A 17760-nucleotide genomic window follows, 5' to 3' on the forward strand; every position below is an offset into this window, starting at 1 on the left:
AAACAACCTTAAAATATACCTTTAGAATGAAAAAAAGAGAATTCCTTAAATCGGCCTCCTTATTGGCAGCCGGAGCAGCATTTCCACAATTGATGTCTTGCAGCAGCAATACCTCTGAAACCACCCAAACTGCAGAGGCAGTACATGTTGGTCGCACCAATTGGGCTGGAAATTATACCTACAGCACCGATAACTTGGTGGCCCCAAAGACAGTGGAAGAGCTACAAGAACTAATAAAATCATACAAAAAGGCTAAAGGGCTGGGTACAATGCACTGCTTCAACGGTATAGCCGACAGTAAATTCAACCAGATTTCTACGGCTGCACTGAATAAAGTGATTTCGTTGGACAAAGAAAATCAAACGATAACGGTGGAGTCTGGCATAAAATACGGCGAGTTTTGTGAATATCTCGATAAAAACGGCTTCGCATTGCACAATTTGGCTTCTTTGCCACATATTTCTGTTGCTGGGGCTTGTTCTACCTCTACGCATGGCTCAGGCATAAGCAACGGCAGCTTGGCCACGGCAGCAATAGCCCTTGAAATGGTAAACGGCAAAGGGGAATTGGTGACGCTAACCAAAGAAAAAAACAGTGAGGAATTTCTGATGGCCATAGTGAGTTTGGGAGCTTTGGGTATAATCACCAAGCTGACTTTGAGGGTACAACCAACTTTCAAAATGAAACAGGTAGTGTACCAAAACATGCCTATGGCCGCCCTGGAGAAGGATTTTGAGAAAATAATGGCCAGTGGCTATAGCGTAAGCTTGTTTACCGACTGGAAAAACAAAAATGTGAGTGAGGTGTGGATAAAGTCCAAATCTGACGACGTGAAGGAGTTTGCTCCAGAATTTTACGGAGCCAAATTGGCCACCAAAAACCTCCACCCCATAGAGTCTGCTGACCCAATAAACTGCACAGACCAAATGGGCGTAGACGGCACTTGGTACGAGCGTATGCCGCACTTTAAAATGGGCTTTACGCCGAGCAGTGGCAAAGAATTGCAAGCTGAATATTTTGTCAATATCAAAGACGCATACCAGGCATTTATGGCGGTAGAAAAACTAAACGAGAAAGTGGCCCCACTCCTATTCATCACCGAAATACGCACCATAGCCGCCGATGAAATACCGATGAGTCCGTTTTACAAAAAAACTTGCTTGGCGATACACTTCACTTGGAAACAGGAAGTTGATGCTGTAATGGCACTATTGCCAGAAGTTGAAAAAGCCTTAGAACCCTTCGGAGCAAGACCCCACTGGGGTAAAGTTTTCACTTTAACGCCTAATGTGTTGCAGTCGAGAATAGAAAAACTCAATGAATTTAAGGCATTGATGATCAAGCACGACCCTGAAGGAAAATTCAGAAACGATTTTATTGACACCAATCTGTTTAGTTAAAAAAAGGTGGTTAAAAATCAGACTTTTGATTTTTAACCACCTTTTTAGATAGAGAAAATACATTTATGACTCAAAAAATATTAAAAAAAGAGGCATCTGAAAACAAAAAATCTAAACTTCAACAAAAATATGAGCGTTTACTCAAGGATATAGAAAAGCGAAAAAAGCAGCACAAAAACCTAACTGAAGGCCTGCGAGCGGCTGTTCCACGTGTAATTTCTGAACTTCAGCCTTTGGCTAAAAGTGAAAGCGAATGGCACATAAAGAAATTGCTTCGTTTAGATGAAATTGTAGACGAAATTGTAATCTCAAAAACAAAAAAAGAAATATTTGTTAGCTATGTTTTGGAAGAAATATTTTTGTTTTTAACTACCTCCCATCCTGATAATGAAGAACTTAAAAATCTCTATAAAAAATATGCAAAGGAAGAGTTTACTTTTAATAACATACCAAAACAATTCGATTTTGACGAAAACAAGCAATCAACTTCTGAGGAAATAATTGATGAATTTGAGGATCATGGTTCGTTTGAAAGTAATGAAAAAAATTCTGATCCTAAGATTAATAAAAAAGAAAAACAACCTAACAAAAAGCAAGAGAAAGAATTAGAGGAAGAAAAAATTCTGGCTCAAGACGCCAAAGCTATTTATTTTAGGCTCATAAAGAAATATCATCCCGACCGCCAACAAGATCTCGAAAAGCAAAAAGAATATACTGAAATATCAAAATTGGTCACCAAGGCATACAAAGAAAATGACTTTATGGCCCTATTGAGACTTCAGGTAGAATATATCGACGAAAACGAAAATGATGCACACGCCCTAGCCGATGATATGATTGAAAGGTATAACAAAATATTGCTAAGTCAACTAACAGAACTAAACTTAACGGTTCTTCAAGCCAAAAGAAACGCTTATGGTTTATTTGAAGACTTTTTCGATGAAAGTTATACTTTTTCAGAAAAGTTATTCGAAAAAAAGAAAAGGGAAATTGAAATTAGTATCTCCAAAATCAAACAAAATATTGAAGACTCTCATTTACAAAAAAAAGGATGGTTTAAACAATGGCTCAGGGAGTTACAGGAATTGAACGACAAGAAAAATCTGGCTATATTTTATACTGGATTTTGACACTCTAACCCAAAAACTTTAATCAAATAGAGGTTGATATTTCGAAACTTTAGCGTCAACACTTAGTTGTACTTTTTGAGCTCTATTTATATCCATCGATAAAAGAATATTTTAGCAGTTTTTGTCGTTTTCTTAAAAGCATTTAGGTTATTTTTGACCGATACAATAAAAACCACCCGATAGCTATCGGGATTCCATTAACCTTTGGAACATAAACAGCGTATTTGTAAGCACATAAGCGAAGCTTTACTATGAGAAAAATCTTTCACTTTATTTTTATATTGATTTTGGCTAGTCCGTTTTGGAGTTACGCCACCCACTTACGTGCAGGAGAAATCACAGCCAAGAGGGTATCAGAAACCCAGCTTACCTACAAAGTAACACTGACTACTTTTACTGACCAAGTAAACGGTAAGGCAGCTAACGAAGGTCAAGAGACTGTTAGTTTTTACTTTGGTTTTTCTACCAATAAAGTAGAATCTTACAATGTCACCCGAAAAAAGAAATTTCTGATAAGTCCAACAACCATGTGCAACGTGTACGATACCACGTTTACTTTTCCTGCTCCTGGGCGATACACTATAAGCTGCGGAATAGTTAACCGAAACGAACGCACCATAAACCTTCCACAACCTTCCGAAAACATCAGTTTTTTTGTTCAAACTACCATTGTTATCAGTTCGAGTTTTGGACTAAATAGTACGCCTGTTCTTCTTAATATTCCATTAGATTCTGCTGCTATTGGTAAAAGATTTATTCATAATCCTGGTGCATTTGATATTGACGGCGACAGCCTTTCTTACAAATTAACCACCCCTCAACGAGACAAAGGCGTTGATACGGGCATAGGTGAATTTATTACGGGATACCTCGATCCCAGCACAGTTGGACCGTCCCCCGTACTAAATCAAGCGGGCACGGGACCAGCAACATTCAGAATAGACCCCAGAACAGGAGATCTCATCTGGGATGCTCCAAGAGAAATCGGACAATATAATGTGGCATTTATTATAGAAGAATGGCGAAAAGCTCCTGACGGAACTTATATAAAAATTGGTGAAATAGTCCGAGATATGCAGATAATTGTGGCAGAATCAGACAACAATAGCCCAGAACTCATACTACCTCCCGATATTTGTATAGAGGCCGGCAAAAAACTTGAATTTGAAGTTAAGGCTACTGATAAAGACGATCAACCGCTCAAAATAACCTCCACAGGTGGTGTTTATAATCTTGATGCCAATGGGCTGTTTTTCAAATACGTAGAGCCCGAATCTGCTAAATTTAAAAGCACCGTTACAAACAAACAAGCCAATGGAACTTTCACTTGGAACACCAACTGTCTGCATGTACGTGAGCAAGCTTATGATGTACTTTTTAAGGTAGAAGACAATCCCGGACGATTCGATATTCAATTGGTTGACATCAAAACCATCAAAATAAGTGTCCTGCCTCCTAGGCCTTTGGGCCTTACTGCACTTGAGACAGATGCAGGCATAAAGCTCACTTGGCAAGCCCAAAAAGTATGTAAAACTGCAGGTAAAATCTTAGTTTATAGAAAAAGCGGTTGCAGTGGCTTGAATCCAGGAGAATGTGCCTCGGGAATTCCTAACGATTGGGGGTATGCTTTGGTAGGTGAAGTAAATGTATCAGACAGCACTTATCTCGATACAAAAGCCGACAAAGGCTCAATCTACAGCTATAGATTGGTGACCGAGTTGGCCGTCAATCAGTTCTTAAATATGCAAAGTGCTCCATCTACAGAGTTTTGTATTGGTTCAGAAATAAAACAAGGTATGAATGTCATGACCAAAGTTTCTGTAACCAAAACTGACCTTACAACTGGTGAGATATTGGTAAACTGGACAAAACCTTTAGGCCTGAAAATAGAGGAAAACAAAGGCCCGTATGTGTACAAACTTTACAGAGCCATAGGAATAGGCGGAGAAAACTATACGCTTGTTCATACCCAAAACACACTTTTAAACACTGCAGCCGACACCATTTTTACAGATAAAAACCTCAATACCAAAGAATTGGTTTACAGATATAAAGTAGAGTTTTATATAGAATCTACCAAGTTATCTAGTAGTTCAGCAGTAGCTTCTAGTGTGAGGTTGGGTGTTTTACCAGACGACAAATCTCTTAAACTATCTTGGGAGGCCAACGTGCCGTGGTCAAACGAAAATCGTACTCATTTTGTTTACAGAGAAGATAAGCTCAATTTGGGTAAGTTTAATTTGGTAAAAAAAGTTAATGTTACCCTAGCCAATACTTTTAGTTTTACCGACATAGGATTAGACGAAGAAAAAGCTGACGGAGACATTTCTTACGATATACAAAATGGTGAAACACATTGCTATTTTGTGGTTACCTACGGTACCTATGCCGAGCTTCCACAATTTGGAGTTTTAGAGAATTACTCTCAAATAGCCTGTGGAAGTCCATCTGATAAGTCGCCCCCGTGCCCACCAGCTATTGTAAATACCCCAGGTGGAAGCGGCTCAGGTTGTGTGGGGCTTAATGCAAAAGATTTTTGTGACGACAATGTATTTGTAAATAAGATAAATTGGGGCACTCCAACTACCAATGGAACCGACGCATGCAGGCAAGACATTGTTTCTTATAGTATATTTTTTGCCCGATATGAAGACGAAAAACCGACATTAGTTGCTGTGCAAGATGCTGCTTTTGGTACAACATTTTCACACAGAAGAAATTCTAAAGACGGATTTGCGGGATGCTATACCATATCAGCAAAAAATTCATTAGGTATAGAAAGCGAAACAAGTAAGAAAATATGCTTTGACAACTGCGAGGATTTGAGTTTCCCTAACGTGTTTTCACCCAACAACGACGGGAAAAACGACACTTTCTCTCCATTGAATTGTCCTGCTTTTATCAAAAATATAAATTTTGATCTTTATTCTTCTCAAGGATTAAAAGTGGCTACAAGTATGGGCGAAAGGCTCGAATGGGACGGTAAAGACTTGAAAGGCAAAGACTTACCTTCGGGTGTGTATTATTACTATATCACAGTTAATTTCGAAAAACTGGATAGGGCCGGTCTTACCAAGACATTCAAGGGATATGTGACATTGATTAAGTAATGAGAACGTTCATGTCCTTGAATCCCTTCATGTTAAAACCCTAACTTTCCGAACTTTCTAACATTAAGAAAATTAAGGAGTTAAGATTGTTAAGACTAAAAAGACTCTTCATGTCCCTTCATTTTCTTCATCCCTTCATGTTAAAACTATACTCTATGAACATTTTCTAACATTAAGAACATTAAGGAGTTAAGAGCATTAAGACTAAAAATGTCCCTTCATGTCCCTTCCTTTCTTAATTACTTCATGTTAAAAAAATCAAAAACACTATAAAACAAAAAAGGGAGCAAATGCTCCCTTAAATGTTCTTATAAACAATCGATTACATCGAAATCTCTACTACTTCCACCTCCACCATACCAGCTGGGGCTTGTATTTGTGCTTTGTCGCCCACTTTTTTGCCTAATAGACCTTTTGCAAATGGCGAATTGATAGAAATCTTACCTTGTTTCAAATCTGCTTCTTCTTCAGCTACTAATGTATAAGTCATTATAGCACCATTTTTGGCATTTTTAATTTTCACTTTGTTCATCAGCGATACCGTTGAAATATCAATCGTAGACTCGTCTAAAATACGAGCACTAGAAAACAAAATCTCGAGTTTCGAAATTTCGCCTTCCATCAAACCTTGAGCATCTTTGGCGGCATCATATTCTGCATTTTCCGACAAATCACCCTTGTCTTTGGCTTCTGCTATGGCTTTTGATATTTCTCTACGTCCTTTGGTTTTTAGATCGTTGAGTTTGTTTTTCAAATTATCATATCCTTCCTGTGTATAATATTGAAATGACATGGTTTTTACGTTTTAATGTTAATACTACTAAAAAAAAACACCCGCCTTCTCAGGGCTGGGTAGAAAAAAAAAGAACGGCGAAAATCCACCGTTCCTGATATTAAATAAAATCAGAAACTCGGCTAAGTTTTGCTTGAAAATGTAAATTTCGTTTTTTGCATTCTTTTCATATAAGCAACAAAGATAACACTTTTTTTTGGTGTGTCAAGCTAATTTTTTGGGGTGAGAATTGGTCGATTTATAATTCCAGCTTCTAGCCTCAAATGGACCAAAGTCTATTTATTTCATATTTGTCTTGAATAAACCAACGGCATATACCAGTTCAATTCACCCGAATAAACATGTCCTGCTAACCGAGCTCCAACATAATTTTTCTTCTTGATTTTTACGGCACCTTCCACTTGACCCGTAAAACCCAATGTGTTAGTTTTAAAGCTTTGGTTATACGTAACAGATAAAGAACTAGCATTTTGGTGGTAACTGACACCAAAAGAGTTCGGTCGGCTACTTACTTGATACCTCAATACTGGTCCTGCCAAAAGACTAATTTTAATACCTTCATTGATTATTGACAGTACAGGAAGCATCTCTAATTGAGCTCCAGAAACCGAGAACCGAAGTTCTTTATTAGATTCTGGGATAATTGAATTTGGAATCCCAGCAAAATATATACGTCCACTCGCTGAAGTGGCTCTAAGGTTGGTTTCTATACCAAAATGCTTGTTTAACTGTTTTTGAAAACCAAAACCCACATTGAATCCTCTCAAATCACCAGTACCCATAAATGTATGGCCCGCTGAAAAGCTCATAAGGTTTTTGTTTTGAGGGCTTTGGGCCATTGTTACTTGGCAAAGAAGAAGAGAAAGTAGCGTTTTTTTCATTTTGAAAAATATAAATGTTATAATAGTTGAATTCAAAAAATGACAAAAATCCATCTCTTTCGAAACGACCCGTTTCTTAAAAAATTACCTCAAAACCTAAACTCAAAAACCCCAGATTCATTGCCTAGCAATTTCTCGAAAAAAACTTCTGGTTCCACCAGCTCGTCCACCCGCAAAACGCCTGTATGGGATGATAGAAAAGGCAGAATAGCTGCCACACCCGCTCCAGCTGCATAGATGGCATCTTTTACTTTTATTTGAGAGATGTCTTTGTCGTTTATGACCACCGAAATGAGCATTTCGGAAGTACGGTTTTTAAACAATATGCCCCTCATAAAATAGAAACATTGGGCATAAAGATTGACAAAAAAAGCACCTTTAGGAGCATAATTGAACAATTTCAACAGTGGAAATAGGAAATCGGCCATGGGTGAAAAGTATGAACCAATAAACTTCAAATCTGGCCGAATAGCAGCGAAATATTGCGTGTCGGGCAAGTCTGCCAGAAAGCCCTTCCATATGTTTTTCTCTTGGGCTTTTTCTCGAAAAATAGTGATTGGTCCAATAGGTTTTTCGGTAAACCACGCTTGGTTCTGATAATAAACGGAAGGCCTCGTCAAGCTCTCAGCCATGAGCTGGCACATGTCGCGACCGGCTTTGCTAAAGACAGAATACTTGACATTGAATGCTGCCGTTATGGCCTCGGGATGTTGCTTTATGGCTTCTCGAAAGAGGAAATTACTAATACCAGGAAAAAGCCCAGCTCCATGCACAAAAAGACCAAGAAAAGTAGATTGATTTTGTTCCTGAAAAGCAATGATGGCTTGAACTAAACTGGAATTTGCTGTGGTTTCCACTAAAATTCGCTTTTGACTCAAAGTCTGTTTGGCAAAATCAAAGTATAGCTCAAAGTCACGAACAGGTGCGGCATTGATGATTATCTGGTAATCAAAGGCGTTTTCGAAGGTTTTACAGACCTTCCAATCAAAATATATTTCTGATTTTTGTGGGTTTCGGCTGGTAGATGTGCAATCGTAGCCTGCTTTTGCACAAGCTTTTACTATCTGGCTTCCAAGCTCGCCATTGCCTCCTATGATTAAGATTTTCAATTGTGAATCGGTTTCTTGTGATCGGTTTCTATTTTGCAAATTTCTGTAGAGAAATTGTTCTTAAAGATACTTTTATTTTGGTAAAATTGGGTAAAGAAATTGTTTTTATAAAGCGTGGTAAAATGACACAAAGATAACATTCCGATAGCTATCGGAACCAGCAACGCAGATTTCACGGATTTCTAACTGCATAGTGGAATTTCACGAATTATTTGAAAGTGCTTCAAAATCTACAATTTCAATAAGCGATATACATTTCTCCATTATACTCAAATATTTGATTTTCGATTTTAAACCAAAACCAACATTATAAGGTTATCAAAATGTTATGAAATCATAGCCACGACTATTTTGTCGCATTACGGATTATAAAACTTTCGATGTCGAAACTCGCTCCCGAGGACAAATTCATTGATTTCTCAGATTACGGTAGGCCAATTGCCAAAAAAATAGCGGCCGTCTTAAAAAACACCAAAGCCACGCCTATTCATGTTACGCTCGCATTTGGGGTATCCGGCTTGTTGGCTATTTACTGTATTTTTGAAGAATCTTATTTGGCTGCCGGATTTTTTCTGATCCTAAAATCCATTCTAGACGCCGCCGATGGAGAGCTTTCTCGCCAAAAAAATACGCCTTCATACGTTGGTCGGTATTTGGACAGTATCTTCGACATACTCCTTAATTTTGTGCTTTTGTTTTCTGTTGGCTATCTAACTAACGCACCACTTTGGATTATGTTTGCGGCATTTGTTTGTGTTCAGTTGCAAGGCACGCTTTACAATTATTACTACGTCATTCTGCGTAATATCACTATAGGAGGCGACAATACCAGTAAGATTTTTGAGCAAAAAAGTCCAACCGCATTCTCAGGTGAAAACCAAAAAACTGTAAACATTATGTTTATGATTTTCAACTTGTTGTACGGTTTTTTTGATAGATTCGTACAAGCACTTGATGCCAATGCTCACCGCTCCAAAAACTACCCCAACTGGTTTATGAGCTTGGTTTCAGTTTATGGTTTAGGATTTCAGTTGCTCATCGTAGCCCTATTTTTGTCTTTGGGCAAAATGACTTTTATCGTTCCCTTTTTTATCGGATATACCGTTTTGTTTCCGATCATGATTATCATTCGTAAGTCTTTAAAATAATATTTAAATACTATTCCTTTCTTCTTTGATCATTATCAAATGCTCCCTTTCATCAATCAAAGAGCCTATTTTATTAAAAATCACCCAATTAAGAATGCAAAAGATACTTGTTATAGTCTGTCAAAACACCATTCTTTAAGATTCTTTGTATTGATATTTGGTGCTGGCGTTTTCTCAAAACATGTTGACCCCAGTCCCGTCAGAATATTCCAAAAGTTTTAAACATCTCTGTTTTGAGTCTTTTCAAAAAAGCACTTGAAGGTAAATGGTTGAAAAAATAAAAATGGACAGCTGATGTTTCTTTTGTTGGGGTAATTTTTTAATAGTTTAGTGAAAATAGCACAAATATTTTTAAATTGCAGTCGTTGTAAATTATAGACCAAAAAACAACTATTCTTTAGAAGGATTTTGGTTGCATTTTTCAATTAAAAACCTAAAAAAATGGGAAAAGCACAAGACGCCAAAAAAGCTGTAAAAAAAGAACCTGCCAAAACAGCCAAAGAAAAAAAGCAGGAAAAACAAGAAAAGAAAAGCAGAAAAGACTATTGAGAAACACCCTTTTGTGGTGTTTTTTTTATTCATAAAAGATGGCTATACAAAAAATTGATATTGCGACTTTCCTGCTTCTCTCGCCAAACAGCCTGGTCTTGGATGTCCGAAGTCCATCAGAGTATTCACAGGCCCGATATCCGGGTGCGTACAGTTTGCCGCTTTTTACAGACGAAGAACGAAGGGTTGTAGGCACTGCATATAAACAAGAAAGCAAAGAAAAAGCCATAAAAATAGGCTTGGACTACTTTGGTCCAAAAATGCGAGCCATGGTAGAAGAAGTAGAAACCCTGACTCGAAACAATACCAAAAAAATACTGGTGCACTGTTGGCGTGGTGGAATGCGAAGCGGCGGAGTAGCCTGGCTGTTAGATCTTTATGGCTTTGAAGTATATCAGTTGACGGGCGGCTACAAGGCCTATCGCAACTGGGTTCTCAGACAACTAGAAAACCCTTATGACATAAAAATATTAAGCGGAAACACCGGAAGCGGAAAAACTCCACTACTTCATGAGCTGGAGAAGTCGGGAAAACAAATGCTTGACCTAGAGGCTCTTGCTCATCACAAAGGATCGGCTTTGGGTGGTATCAATCAAGCTCCGCAGCCCAGCCAGGAGATGTTTGAAAATCTACTTGCCGAAAAACTTTCTTCGAAAAACATAGAAAAAACCATTCTGCTCGAAGACGAAAGCCAACGCATAGGAAACTTAAATATACCGAATGTTTTATGGCAAAAAATGAAGACCAGCGAGCTTTTGTATCTCCAAATTCCTTTCGAGGAACGACTCAAATATTTGGTGGAAGAATATGGAAAACTGCCAATTGAGGACCTAAAAAATGCCATACTAAGAATACAAAAAAGACTAGGCGGACTCGAAACCAAGAATGCCATAATGCATTTGGAAGAAGGAAATTTGAGTGGCTGTTTTGGTATTTTACTTCGATACTACGACAAATGGTATGAAAAGGGGCTTAATTCTAAAGAAAAAGGAGAAATTATAAAAATAGAAGGACAAAGCGTGAATGTAGAAGTAAACGCAAAAAAAATTATAGAAAGACTAACGTAAATGGAAGAAATAAAACTTACACAATATTCGCACGGTGCAGGTTGTGGCTGTAAAATATCCCCTCAGGTGTTGGATGTGATTTTGAAAGGAAACATAGCCCTGCCGAACAACGAAAATCTGATAGTAGGCAACCATAGCAAAGACGATGCGGCAGTATTGAATCTCGGCAATGGCACAGCCCTTATTTCTACCACTGATTTTTTTATGCCAATCGTTGACGACCCTTACAACTTTGGAAGAATAGCCTCCTGCAATGCTATTAGTGATGTGTACGCCATGGGTGGAAAACCCGTTTTGGCCATCGCAATTTTGGGTTGGCCTATCAACAAACTGTCTGCAGAAGTGGCTCAAAAAGTAATAGATGGCAGCCGAAGCATCTGCCTCGAAGCGGGAATTTCTCTTGCCGGCGGACACAGTATTGATTCCCCAGAACCGATATTTGGGTTGGCCGTAAACGGTATAGTCCCGATAGAAAATATCAAACAAAATAACCAAGCAAAAGCGGGTGATGTGTTGTTTTTAACCAAGCCACTTGGCGTAGGAATATTGACGACAGCCGAGAAAAAGTCCATACTTAAACCAGAACACAAAGACTTAGCACCTAACCAAATGATGCGACTCAACAAAGTTGGAGAAGAGTTGGGAAAATTAGCTTGCGTGTCAGCCATGACAGATGTAACAGGATTTGGACTACTCGGGCATTTAACTGAAATGGCTGAAGGATCGGGCTTGAGTGCGGTTATTGATTTTGAAAAAATTCCAGTTATTACGCCTGAAATTTACTACTACATAGCCCAAGGATCAGTGCCTGGAGGAACCAACCGAAACATGGACAGCTATGGTCATAAAATTGCTCCAATGACAGATCAACAGAGGGCTATCCTCGCCGACCCACAAACGAGTGGCGGATTACTTATAGCGGTGGGAAAAGACCAAGCTTCAGAAGTGATTAAAGTCCTTTCGGAAAATGGATTAGCCGATTTCTGTGAGCCGATTGGATATTTGACGGAAAAGTCAAACTATATCGTTAAACTCTAAGTTTGGCATATCAAAGTCCATTTTCGTTGGCAAACTTGATTAACTCCGAGATTGTTTTAGTGCCTAACTTAAAATGAATATTGCGGCGATGTGTTTTGATGGTTAGGTAGCTGAGATTGGTTTTGTTGGCAATCTGATAAGAATCAAGGCCTGCCTTTATAAATCTTATGATTTCCTTTTCACGCTCAGTAAGGCCAAATTTCTTCGATAAAGCATCTCTTTTTTCGGATTGAGGTTCGCCCTTCATCTTACTATCGAAATAGGTCAAGCCTTTGTGTGCGGCGTTTATAGCTTTCATAATTTCAAGTTTAGATGAGTTTTTCAAAACATATCCGCTAGGACCAACTTTGAGAGCCTCTTTGTAAATATGCGAGTCCTCATACATAGTTAGGAAAATAATTTTTACGCCAGTAAAAGCTTTTTGAATTTCAGAAGCCAGTTCAATTCCATTTTTGTGAGGTAGATTTATATCCAACAGAATAACGTCCGGACTATGCTTTTGAATCTCGAAAAAAGCATTTTTAACATCGAATATTTGTGCTACAATCTCAATTTCTTCTTCAGTGATAAGCAAACTTTTAAGTCCATCATTGAAGAGTTGGTGATCGTCAATCAGTAAGATTTTTATTTTTGGGCTTAGGCTCATACGGAATTTCTATCAAAACCAAAGTACCCTTCGGCGATGATTCAAGGCTTAGTTTTCCATTTAAATAATTAACCCTCAAATTTATGTTTTTTAGTCCATTTCCAGTCACTTCAACCCCTTTTTCTTCGAAGCCGATGCCGTTATCTTCTACCGAAATATACATGAACGAATCATAGTAAATGATTTGAAGCTCTATTTTTGAAGCTGTGGCATGTTTAATGGCATTGTTGAGTAATTCTTTGATGATTCGGAAAATATTTAGTTCAGTATCCAAATCTAAGCGATTTTCGGTGCCAGAATGAATAAATTCAACCCTCGAGCCAATTTTATTGATAGTAATAAATTCCTCTAAAGCCATGAGTAATCCACGTTGCAGAAACATGGTTGGCATAAGATTATACGATATTTGACGTAGGTCTTCTACGGCTTTATTGGTGATGGATATTTCATTAAGTAACTTACTATCAAATAATTTATTAGATTCTTCTAACTGAAACTTGAGCATCGACAGCGTACTTCCTAAGTCGTCGTGCAGGTCTTGTGAAATCCGCTGACGTTCCTCCTCTTGTGCCGAAATTATTTTACTGGCAACTAGCGTGCGTTCTTCATTGAGTTTGCCTTCGATGGCTTGTTTTTCGTCGTTAAGCTGATAAACCAAGCCAACACCGAACACAATTATTTCGAAAACCGTAAATGGAAACGCCAACGAAAAAGAAATGGAATATAATGGCAAAATACGTAGTGTAGTTAGCAAAAAATAGATGATCAATACAATACTCGGAATTGTGGCAAGGCTATAAAGTAAGGTTTTGGGTTCTCTTTTTCGGATGCCCCAAACAACTAAATATATAATAAGAACTCCTATTATAAACAGCAAAATACGTGTAGAGTAGGATAAAAAGGTGGGTATCGGTAGAATAAAAAAGACAAAGGCGAGTAATACTGAAAGAAAAATAAGGAAATAAATAAAATACTGAAAAGTTAGAGAAAAGTGTTCTTTTATATCTAAAAACTTATAGATAAGGTATAAATGCAGTGCTGAACCAAACCATAAAGTGCCAAGCGTGAAGCGTGCCGAGCCAACAAAACTTTGTGCTGCATAGACATTCAGATAACCACTATTACCCAAATAATAAAGCAAAATACTAAATATATAAACACCATATACGGCATAAATAAGTTTTCGTCCGAAGTAGAAAAGTAATATTCCTGAGATGAACGATAAAAACAAAAACCCAACCAAAATACCAAAAGAAAAGGTCTTATAACGAGCTTTTTGGTGAAAAGAGTTTTCATCATAAAGCCGAAGTAAAGCCCTCGAAATTCCATAAACCGAATCAGCCTTTATTCTTATATAAATACTGTTTTTTTTGTTTGCCAAAATTTCGAATGAAAACACGAAGTTGGGATGATAGAAAGGACGAAAACGGCTTGTTGTAAACTGGGTTAATTCTCTCTTAGAAATGAGAGAATCCGCTTGAAATAGATAAAAATCTGCATTCTGTAAAAAAGTTTGATCTAAAAATAAAACCAATTCTTTATTGGTATTAAGGCTATTTTTAATGTCAATCTTTATCCAGTTTTCATTGGTGTTTATCCCGAAGTTAATCAACGGAGAAGTAGATTTTTCAAATTTGGCCCTACTAGGATTGGTAATATCAACATTTTTAGATGTTGATAAAAATCCATTCAAGTCTGAATAAACACACGATTCATCCACAACAAAAATCGCGTTTTGTTGTGCTGACAACCTTCCTATGGTCAGTATCAAAAGAAGTGCTAGTCGCAAATTATTCATAAAACAAAGTTAATGCTATTTCATAAAGATATTCTTTACCTCCTGAGAGGTATTTTTTTAAGAAATGCTCTGCAAGAAATTTGTGCAATGAAAAATCTTGGTTATGAAAAAATCTTTACTTCTACTGTTTTTTAGTTTGAGTTTTACACAAATAATCGCTCAATCGTCTGTCATATTGCCAAACGGCAACGTTATTCCGTCATTCACACTAGCCAATAGGCCAGCCACTAATCAAACAGTGGGACAGCTGATTTATCAAACCGACGGCACTTCTGGATTGTATGTTTGGAGCGGCACGGCTTGGACGGCGGTTTCGGCAGGAAGTAGCGGAAGTGGTACTGTTACGAATGTAGCGGCAAGTTCCCCTATTTCGGTAGTCAATGGCACAACAACGCCAACTTTAAGTATTTCGCAAGCCAATTCAACTACTAACGGCTTCCTTTCTACTGCTGATTGGAACAGTTTCAATAATAAGCAAAATGCTCTTTCAAATGCTAATGCCACGACCAATGGAATTCTGACGAGTGCCGACTGGAATACTTTCAGTAATAAGGGAAGTTTCAACTTACCAAGCCTTACCGATGGAAGTGTTTTGTTTTCGGACGGAACAACGATTTCGCAAAACAACTCAAGCCTAAAATGGAATAATTCACTTAGAAGATTAGATATCAAAGGATTAAATGACGGAACAATCGGGGCTGGTTTTACAAATTGGATAAGTACAAGCATCGGTGGTAGTGGAGGAAATCGGATTGTTGCCGGTGTTCAGAACGGTGAGGCAACCATCGGAGCTCATAATGAAACACTAAGTGGTTGGTCAAAGTTGGTCATTAATCCAGCAGGGCCAACTGCGGTAGGTTCGCTTGTAGGCGTGGGTAATAGAATGGTAGTAGCTAATGCTGAAGGAGAACTAAGCACGCAGGCGATTCCTACAGGAAACGTCGGTACGGTTACGAATGTAGTCGGGACTTCTCCAATTTCGGTTACAAACGGCTTAAGTACACCGACTATTGCAATCTCACAGGCAAACTCTGTTACAAATGGGTTTTTGAGTAGTACTGATTGGAATATTTTTAATGGTAAACAAAATACTTTGCCCAACTCCAATGGCTCAACTTCTGGGATTTTGACAAGTACTGATTGGAATACATTTAACACTAAATTTTCGCTTCCAAGTCTTACTGATGGCAGTATTGTATTTAGCAATGGATTAAACCTTTCTCAAAACAGCACTAACTTATTTTGGGAGAATACTAATGCTCGTTTGGGCATTGGAACTAATACCCCAAATGCCAAACTTACAGTTTCAAGTACAAACGCTGGGTCGGGAACTATTGATTGGATAGCGGGTAATTTTGGTGGAACGGTTGGCGACAGGGTAGTGATGGGCAATATCAATGGCAAAGCCACAATTGCTGCTCACAATAATAATTTAGCAGGTTATTCCGAATTAGTAATCAATCCGGGGGGTGTTACAAATGTTGCTAATAGTCTGGGTATCAATAACCTTTCTGCACCTCAGGGTGTGTTAGATGTTGCCCTAACAACAAATATCTATACAGGTACATTTACCAAGCCACCGACAGTAATGAGAGGTTGTAATGCTGTTAGCAATTTCAATCCTTACAACTGTGATTATCCATTTGATGGAAATCTTAATACATTTGTCCAAGCGAATAATAATTCCAATTTGGATGGAGCATTAAAGATTACGCCTTATTATGTTATAGTTGGACATACCAATGTGCAAAAAATTATTCGTAAATATAGAGTATATATTAAAAGTATTTTTCCGGCTTCTGGCACGATTACTATTAATGCAAGAATTCAACTTTTTGGCTTTAATAATGATGGTGGTCGTACTTTACTAGATGATTTTAATACCTCTGGGAACCTCATTGATGTTTCACGCACTATCAACAATACAACACCTTATGATGCCTATGAGGTAGTGTTACCATATAGCGGTTTTTCTAATACATCTTCTTATCCAAACGACCCTCCATGGGTGAATGAAGTCGAGTTTTTTGAGGAAAGTAGCCAACCATCCTTTAATTCTGGGGCATTTACAGTAAAGGCAGATGGTAAAGTTGGTGTTGGCACAAATACCCCGACTGCCAATTTGGATGTCGTAGGAAATATACGTTTTAGAAATGGTGCTTTGGCAAATAGCTTTTTAGTAAGTGATGCCAATGGCAATGCTTCATGGTCGAATACCATCGGAAACCTACAAGTCGGGAACCTGCAATCTTCATCGTTAGGAATTGGTACACCATCAAGTGGGAACAATAAACTTATTGTTAATGGAATCGGGGGTGCAAAAATTAATAGTACTAACAATAGTACTGGAACTTCAGACTGGATAGCTTTCAATGCAGGGGGAACATTGGGAGATAGGGTTGTGGCGGGTGTTTTGAACGGAAAAGCTACCATTGGTGCTCACAATAGTGAATTAACAGCATGGTCGAATCTGGCAATAAATAATGGCGGTGGAATCGTAACCATAGGTGGCGACGCTACTACACCCGCAAGCTTGGCAAATGGAGCACATGGTCGTCCTCTTTCAGTCAACGGCTCCATTCGTCAAGGATTTTATATTGTACCTGTCACGGTGCCTGCCAATGGCGTAAGTTATGTGACTTGGACGCATAATCTAGGATATGGTCCAATATTAATGATGAGTACCGACCAAAATGGAGGAGGAAATAATATGGACTATGTAGTAGTAACTACCTTAAATAATAACGCAAATGAATCAGTTTTTGTACTTCGAAATCATGGTGGAACTACCGCTAATGGAGCATTAAGATGGATTTTGGTATGGTAAATGATTCAAATCCCATAAACCGAATCAAATCGGCAGTAGTTTCGGTTTTGAGTTTAAAGTGTATGTTCCGGCGGTGAGTTTTTACGGTAAGTAGGCTCAAATTGCTTTTCTCGGCAATATCTTGCGAACTTATTCCATCTCGAATCGTACGAATCATTTCGATTTCTCGTGGAGTAAGCGAGAATTGTTTGACAAATTCGTCATAGACCAAAGTCGCTTATTGTGAATTTTCAATACATTTGCCAAATTTCAAAAACGACCCTT

At 38.1% G+C, this 17760-nt stretch carries 13 protein-coding genes; 7 read left to right on the forward strand and 6 right to left on the reverse strand.

The features are described from left to right. Positions 1–26: 26 nt before the first annotated feature. The 3 genes from EGI26_RS15545 (at position 27) to EGI26_RS15555 (ending at position 5640) form a co-directional block, all read left to right on the forward strand. Complete coding sequence (locus EGI26_RS15545; RefSeq protein ID WP_255079819.1) at positions 27–1400, forward strand: FAD-binding protein; 1374 nt, start codon at positions 27–29, stop codon at positions 1398–1400. A 65-nt stretch (positions 1401–1465) separates the two neighbouring features. Next, positions 1466–2530, forward strand: a complete 1065-nt coding sequence (locus tag EGI26_RS15550) for a hypothetical protein (protein WP_255079820.1) — start codon at positions 1466–1468, stop codon at positions 2528–2530. A gap of 251 nt (positions 2531–2781) precedes the next feature. Further along, complete coding sequence (locus EGI26_RS15555; protein WP_255079821.1) at positions 2782–5640, forward strand: gliding motility-associated C-terminal domain-containing protein; 2859 nt, start codon at positions 2782–2784, stop codon at positions 5638–5640. Between the two features lie 322 nt (positions 5641–5962). On the opposite strand, the gene greA is transcribed toward EGI26_RS15555, so the two are convergent. From greA to EGI26_RS15570, 3 genes are all read right to left on the reverse strand, one after another. After that, the gene (gene greA / locus EGI26_RS15560) at positions 5963–6433 is read right to left on the reverse strand and encodes a transcription elongation factor GreA (RefSeq protein WP_255079824.1); all 471 of its coding nucleotides are present in this window, start codon (positions 6431–6433) and stop codon (positions 5963–5965) included. Between the two features lie 284 nt (positions 6434–6717). Next, entirely contained in the window at positions 6718–7314 is a 597-nt protein-coding gene (locus EGI26_RS15565; RefSeq protein ID WP_255079825.1) for an outer membrane beta-barrel protein, read from the reverse strand. An 89-nt stretch (positions 7315–7403) separates the two neighbouring features. Then, entirely contained in the window at positions 7404–8423 is a 1020-nt protein-coding gene (locus EGI26_RS15570) for a sugar nucleotide-binding protein (protein WP_255079831.1), read from the reverse strand. 380 nt (positions 8424–8803) lie between these two features. Here EGI26_RS15570 and EGI26_RS15575 point away from each other — a divergent pair, with 380 nt between their 5' ends. The 3 genes from EGI26_RS15575 to selD all read left to right on the forward strand — a co-directional run bounded on the left by EGI26_RS15575 (position 8804) and on the right by selD (position 12225). Then, positions 8804–9571 (forward strand): CDP-alcohol phosphatidyltransferase family protein, encoded by a 768-nt coding sequence (locus EGI26_RS15575; RefSeq protein WP_255079832.1) that lies wholly within the window; start codon positions 8804–8806, stop codon positions 9569–9571. 587 nt (positions 9572–10158) lie between these two features. Continuing rightward, on the forward strand, positions 10159–11187 hold the full coding sequence (mnmH, locus tag EGI26_RS15580; RefSeq protein ID WP_255079833.1) for a tRNA 2-selenouridine(34) synthase MnmH: 1029 nt from the start codon (positions 10159–10161) through the stop codon (positions 11185–11187). Next, positions 11188–12225, forward strand: a complete 1038-nt coding sequence (gene selD / locus EGI26_RS15585; RefSeq protein WP_255079834.1) for a selenide, water dikinase SelD — start codon at positions 11188–11190, stop codon at positions 12223–12225. Between the two features lie 10 nt (positions 12226–12235). On the opposite strand, the gene EGI26_RS15590 is transcribed toward selD, so the two are convergent. Both EGI26_RS15590 and EGI26_RS15595 read right to left on the reverse strand, forming a co-directional pair. Then, on the reverse strand, positions 12236–12871 hold the full coding sequence (locus EGI26_RS15590) for a response regulator transcription factor (RefSeq protein ID WP_255079836.1): 636 nt from the start codon (positions 12869–12871) through the stop codon (positions 12236–12238). Further along, positions 12834–14669, reverse strand: a complete 1836-nt coding sequence (locus tag EGI26_RS15595; protein ID WP_255079841.1) for a 7TM-DISM domain-containing protein — start codon at positions 14667–14669, stop codon at positions 12834–12836. The genes EGI26_RS15590 and EGI26_RS15595 overlap by 38 nt, the downstream gene beginning before the upstream one ends. 103 nt (positions 14670–14772) lie before the next feature. Here EGI26_RS15595 and EGI26_RS15600 point away from each other — a divergent pair, with 103 nt between their 5' ends. Further along, the gene (locus tag EGI26_RS15600) at positions 14773–17496 is read left to right on the forward strand and encodes a hypothetical protein (protein WP_255079842.1); all 2724 of its coding nucleotides are present in this window, start codon (positions 14773–14775) and stop codon (positions 17494–17496) included. Here EGI26_RS15600 and EGI26_RS15605 read toward each other — a convergent pair. Beyond that, positions 17462–17707, reverse strand: a complete 246-nt coding sequence (locus tag EGI26_RS15605; protein ID WP_255079843.1) for a response regulator transcription factor — start codon at positions 17705–17707, stop codon at positions 17462–17464. The genes EGI26_RS15600 and EGI26_RS15605 overlap by 35 nt on opposite strands. Between the last annotated feature and the right edge of the window lie 53 nt (positions 17708–17760).

It is taken from the genome of Lacihabitans sp. CCS-44 (assembly GCF_024343735.1).
Lineage (GTDB): Bacteria > Bacteroidota > Bacteroidia > Cytophagales > Spirosomataceae > Leadbetterella.

Bases quoted from the DNA above. Each gene is read 5' to 3' on its own strand.
- EGI26_RS15545 (WP_255079819.1), top strand. From the start codon at position 27: ATGAAAAAAAGAGAATTCCTTAAATCGGCCTCCTTATTGGCAGCCGGA.
- EGI26_RS15550 (WP_255079820.1), top strand. From the start codon at position 1,466: ATGACTCAAAAAATATTAAAAAAAGAGGCATCTGAAAACAAAAAATCT.
- EGI26_RS15555 (WP_255079821.1), top strand. From the start codon at position 2,782: ATGAGAAAAATCTTTCACTTTATTTTTATATTGATTTTGGCTAGTCCG.
- greA (WP_255079824.1), bottom strand. From the start codon at position 6,433: ATGTCATTTCAATATTATACACAGGAAGGATATGATAATTTGAAAAAC.
- EGI26_RS15565 (WP_255079825.1), bottom strand. From the start codon at position 7,314: ATGAAAAAAACGCTACTTTCTCTTCTTCTTTGCCAAGTAACAATGGCC.
- EGI26_RS15575 (WP_255079832.1), top strand. From the start codon at position 8,804: ATGTCGAAACTCGCTCCCGAGGACAAATTCATTGATTTCTCAGATTAC.
- mnmH (WP_255079833.1), top strand. From the start codon at position 10,159: ATGGCTATACAAAAAATTGATATTGCGACTTTCCTGCTTCTCTCGCCA.
- selD (WP_255079834.1), top strand. From the start codon at position 11,188: ATGGAAGAAATAAAACTTACACAATATTCGCACGGTGCAGGTTGTGGC.
- EGI26_RS15590 (WP_255079836.1), bottom strand. From the start codon at position 12,871: ATGAGCCTAAGCCCAAAAATAAAAATCTTACTGATTGACGATCACCAA.
- EGI26_RS15595 (WP_255079841.1), bottom strand. From the start codon at position 14,669: ATGAATAATTTGCGACTAGCACTTCTTTTGATACTGACCATAGGAAGG.
- EGI26_RS15600 (WP_255079842.1), top strand. From the start codon at position 14,773: ATGAAAAAATCTTTACTTCTACTGTTTTTTAGTTTGAGTTTTACACAA.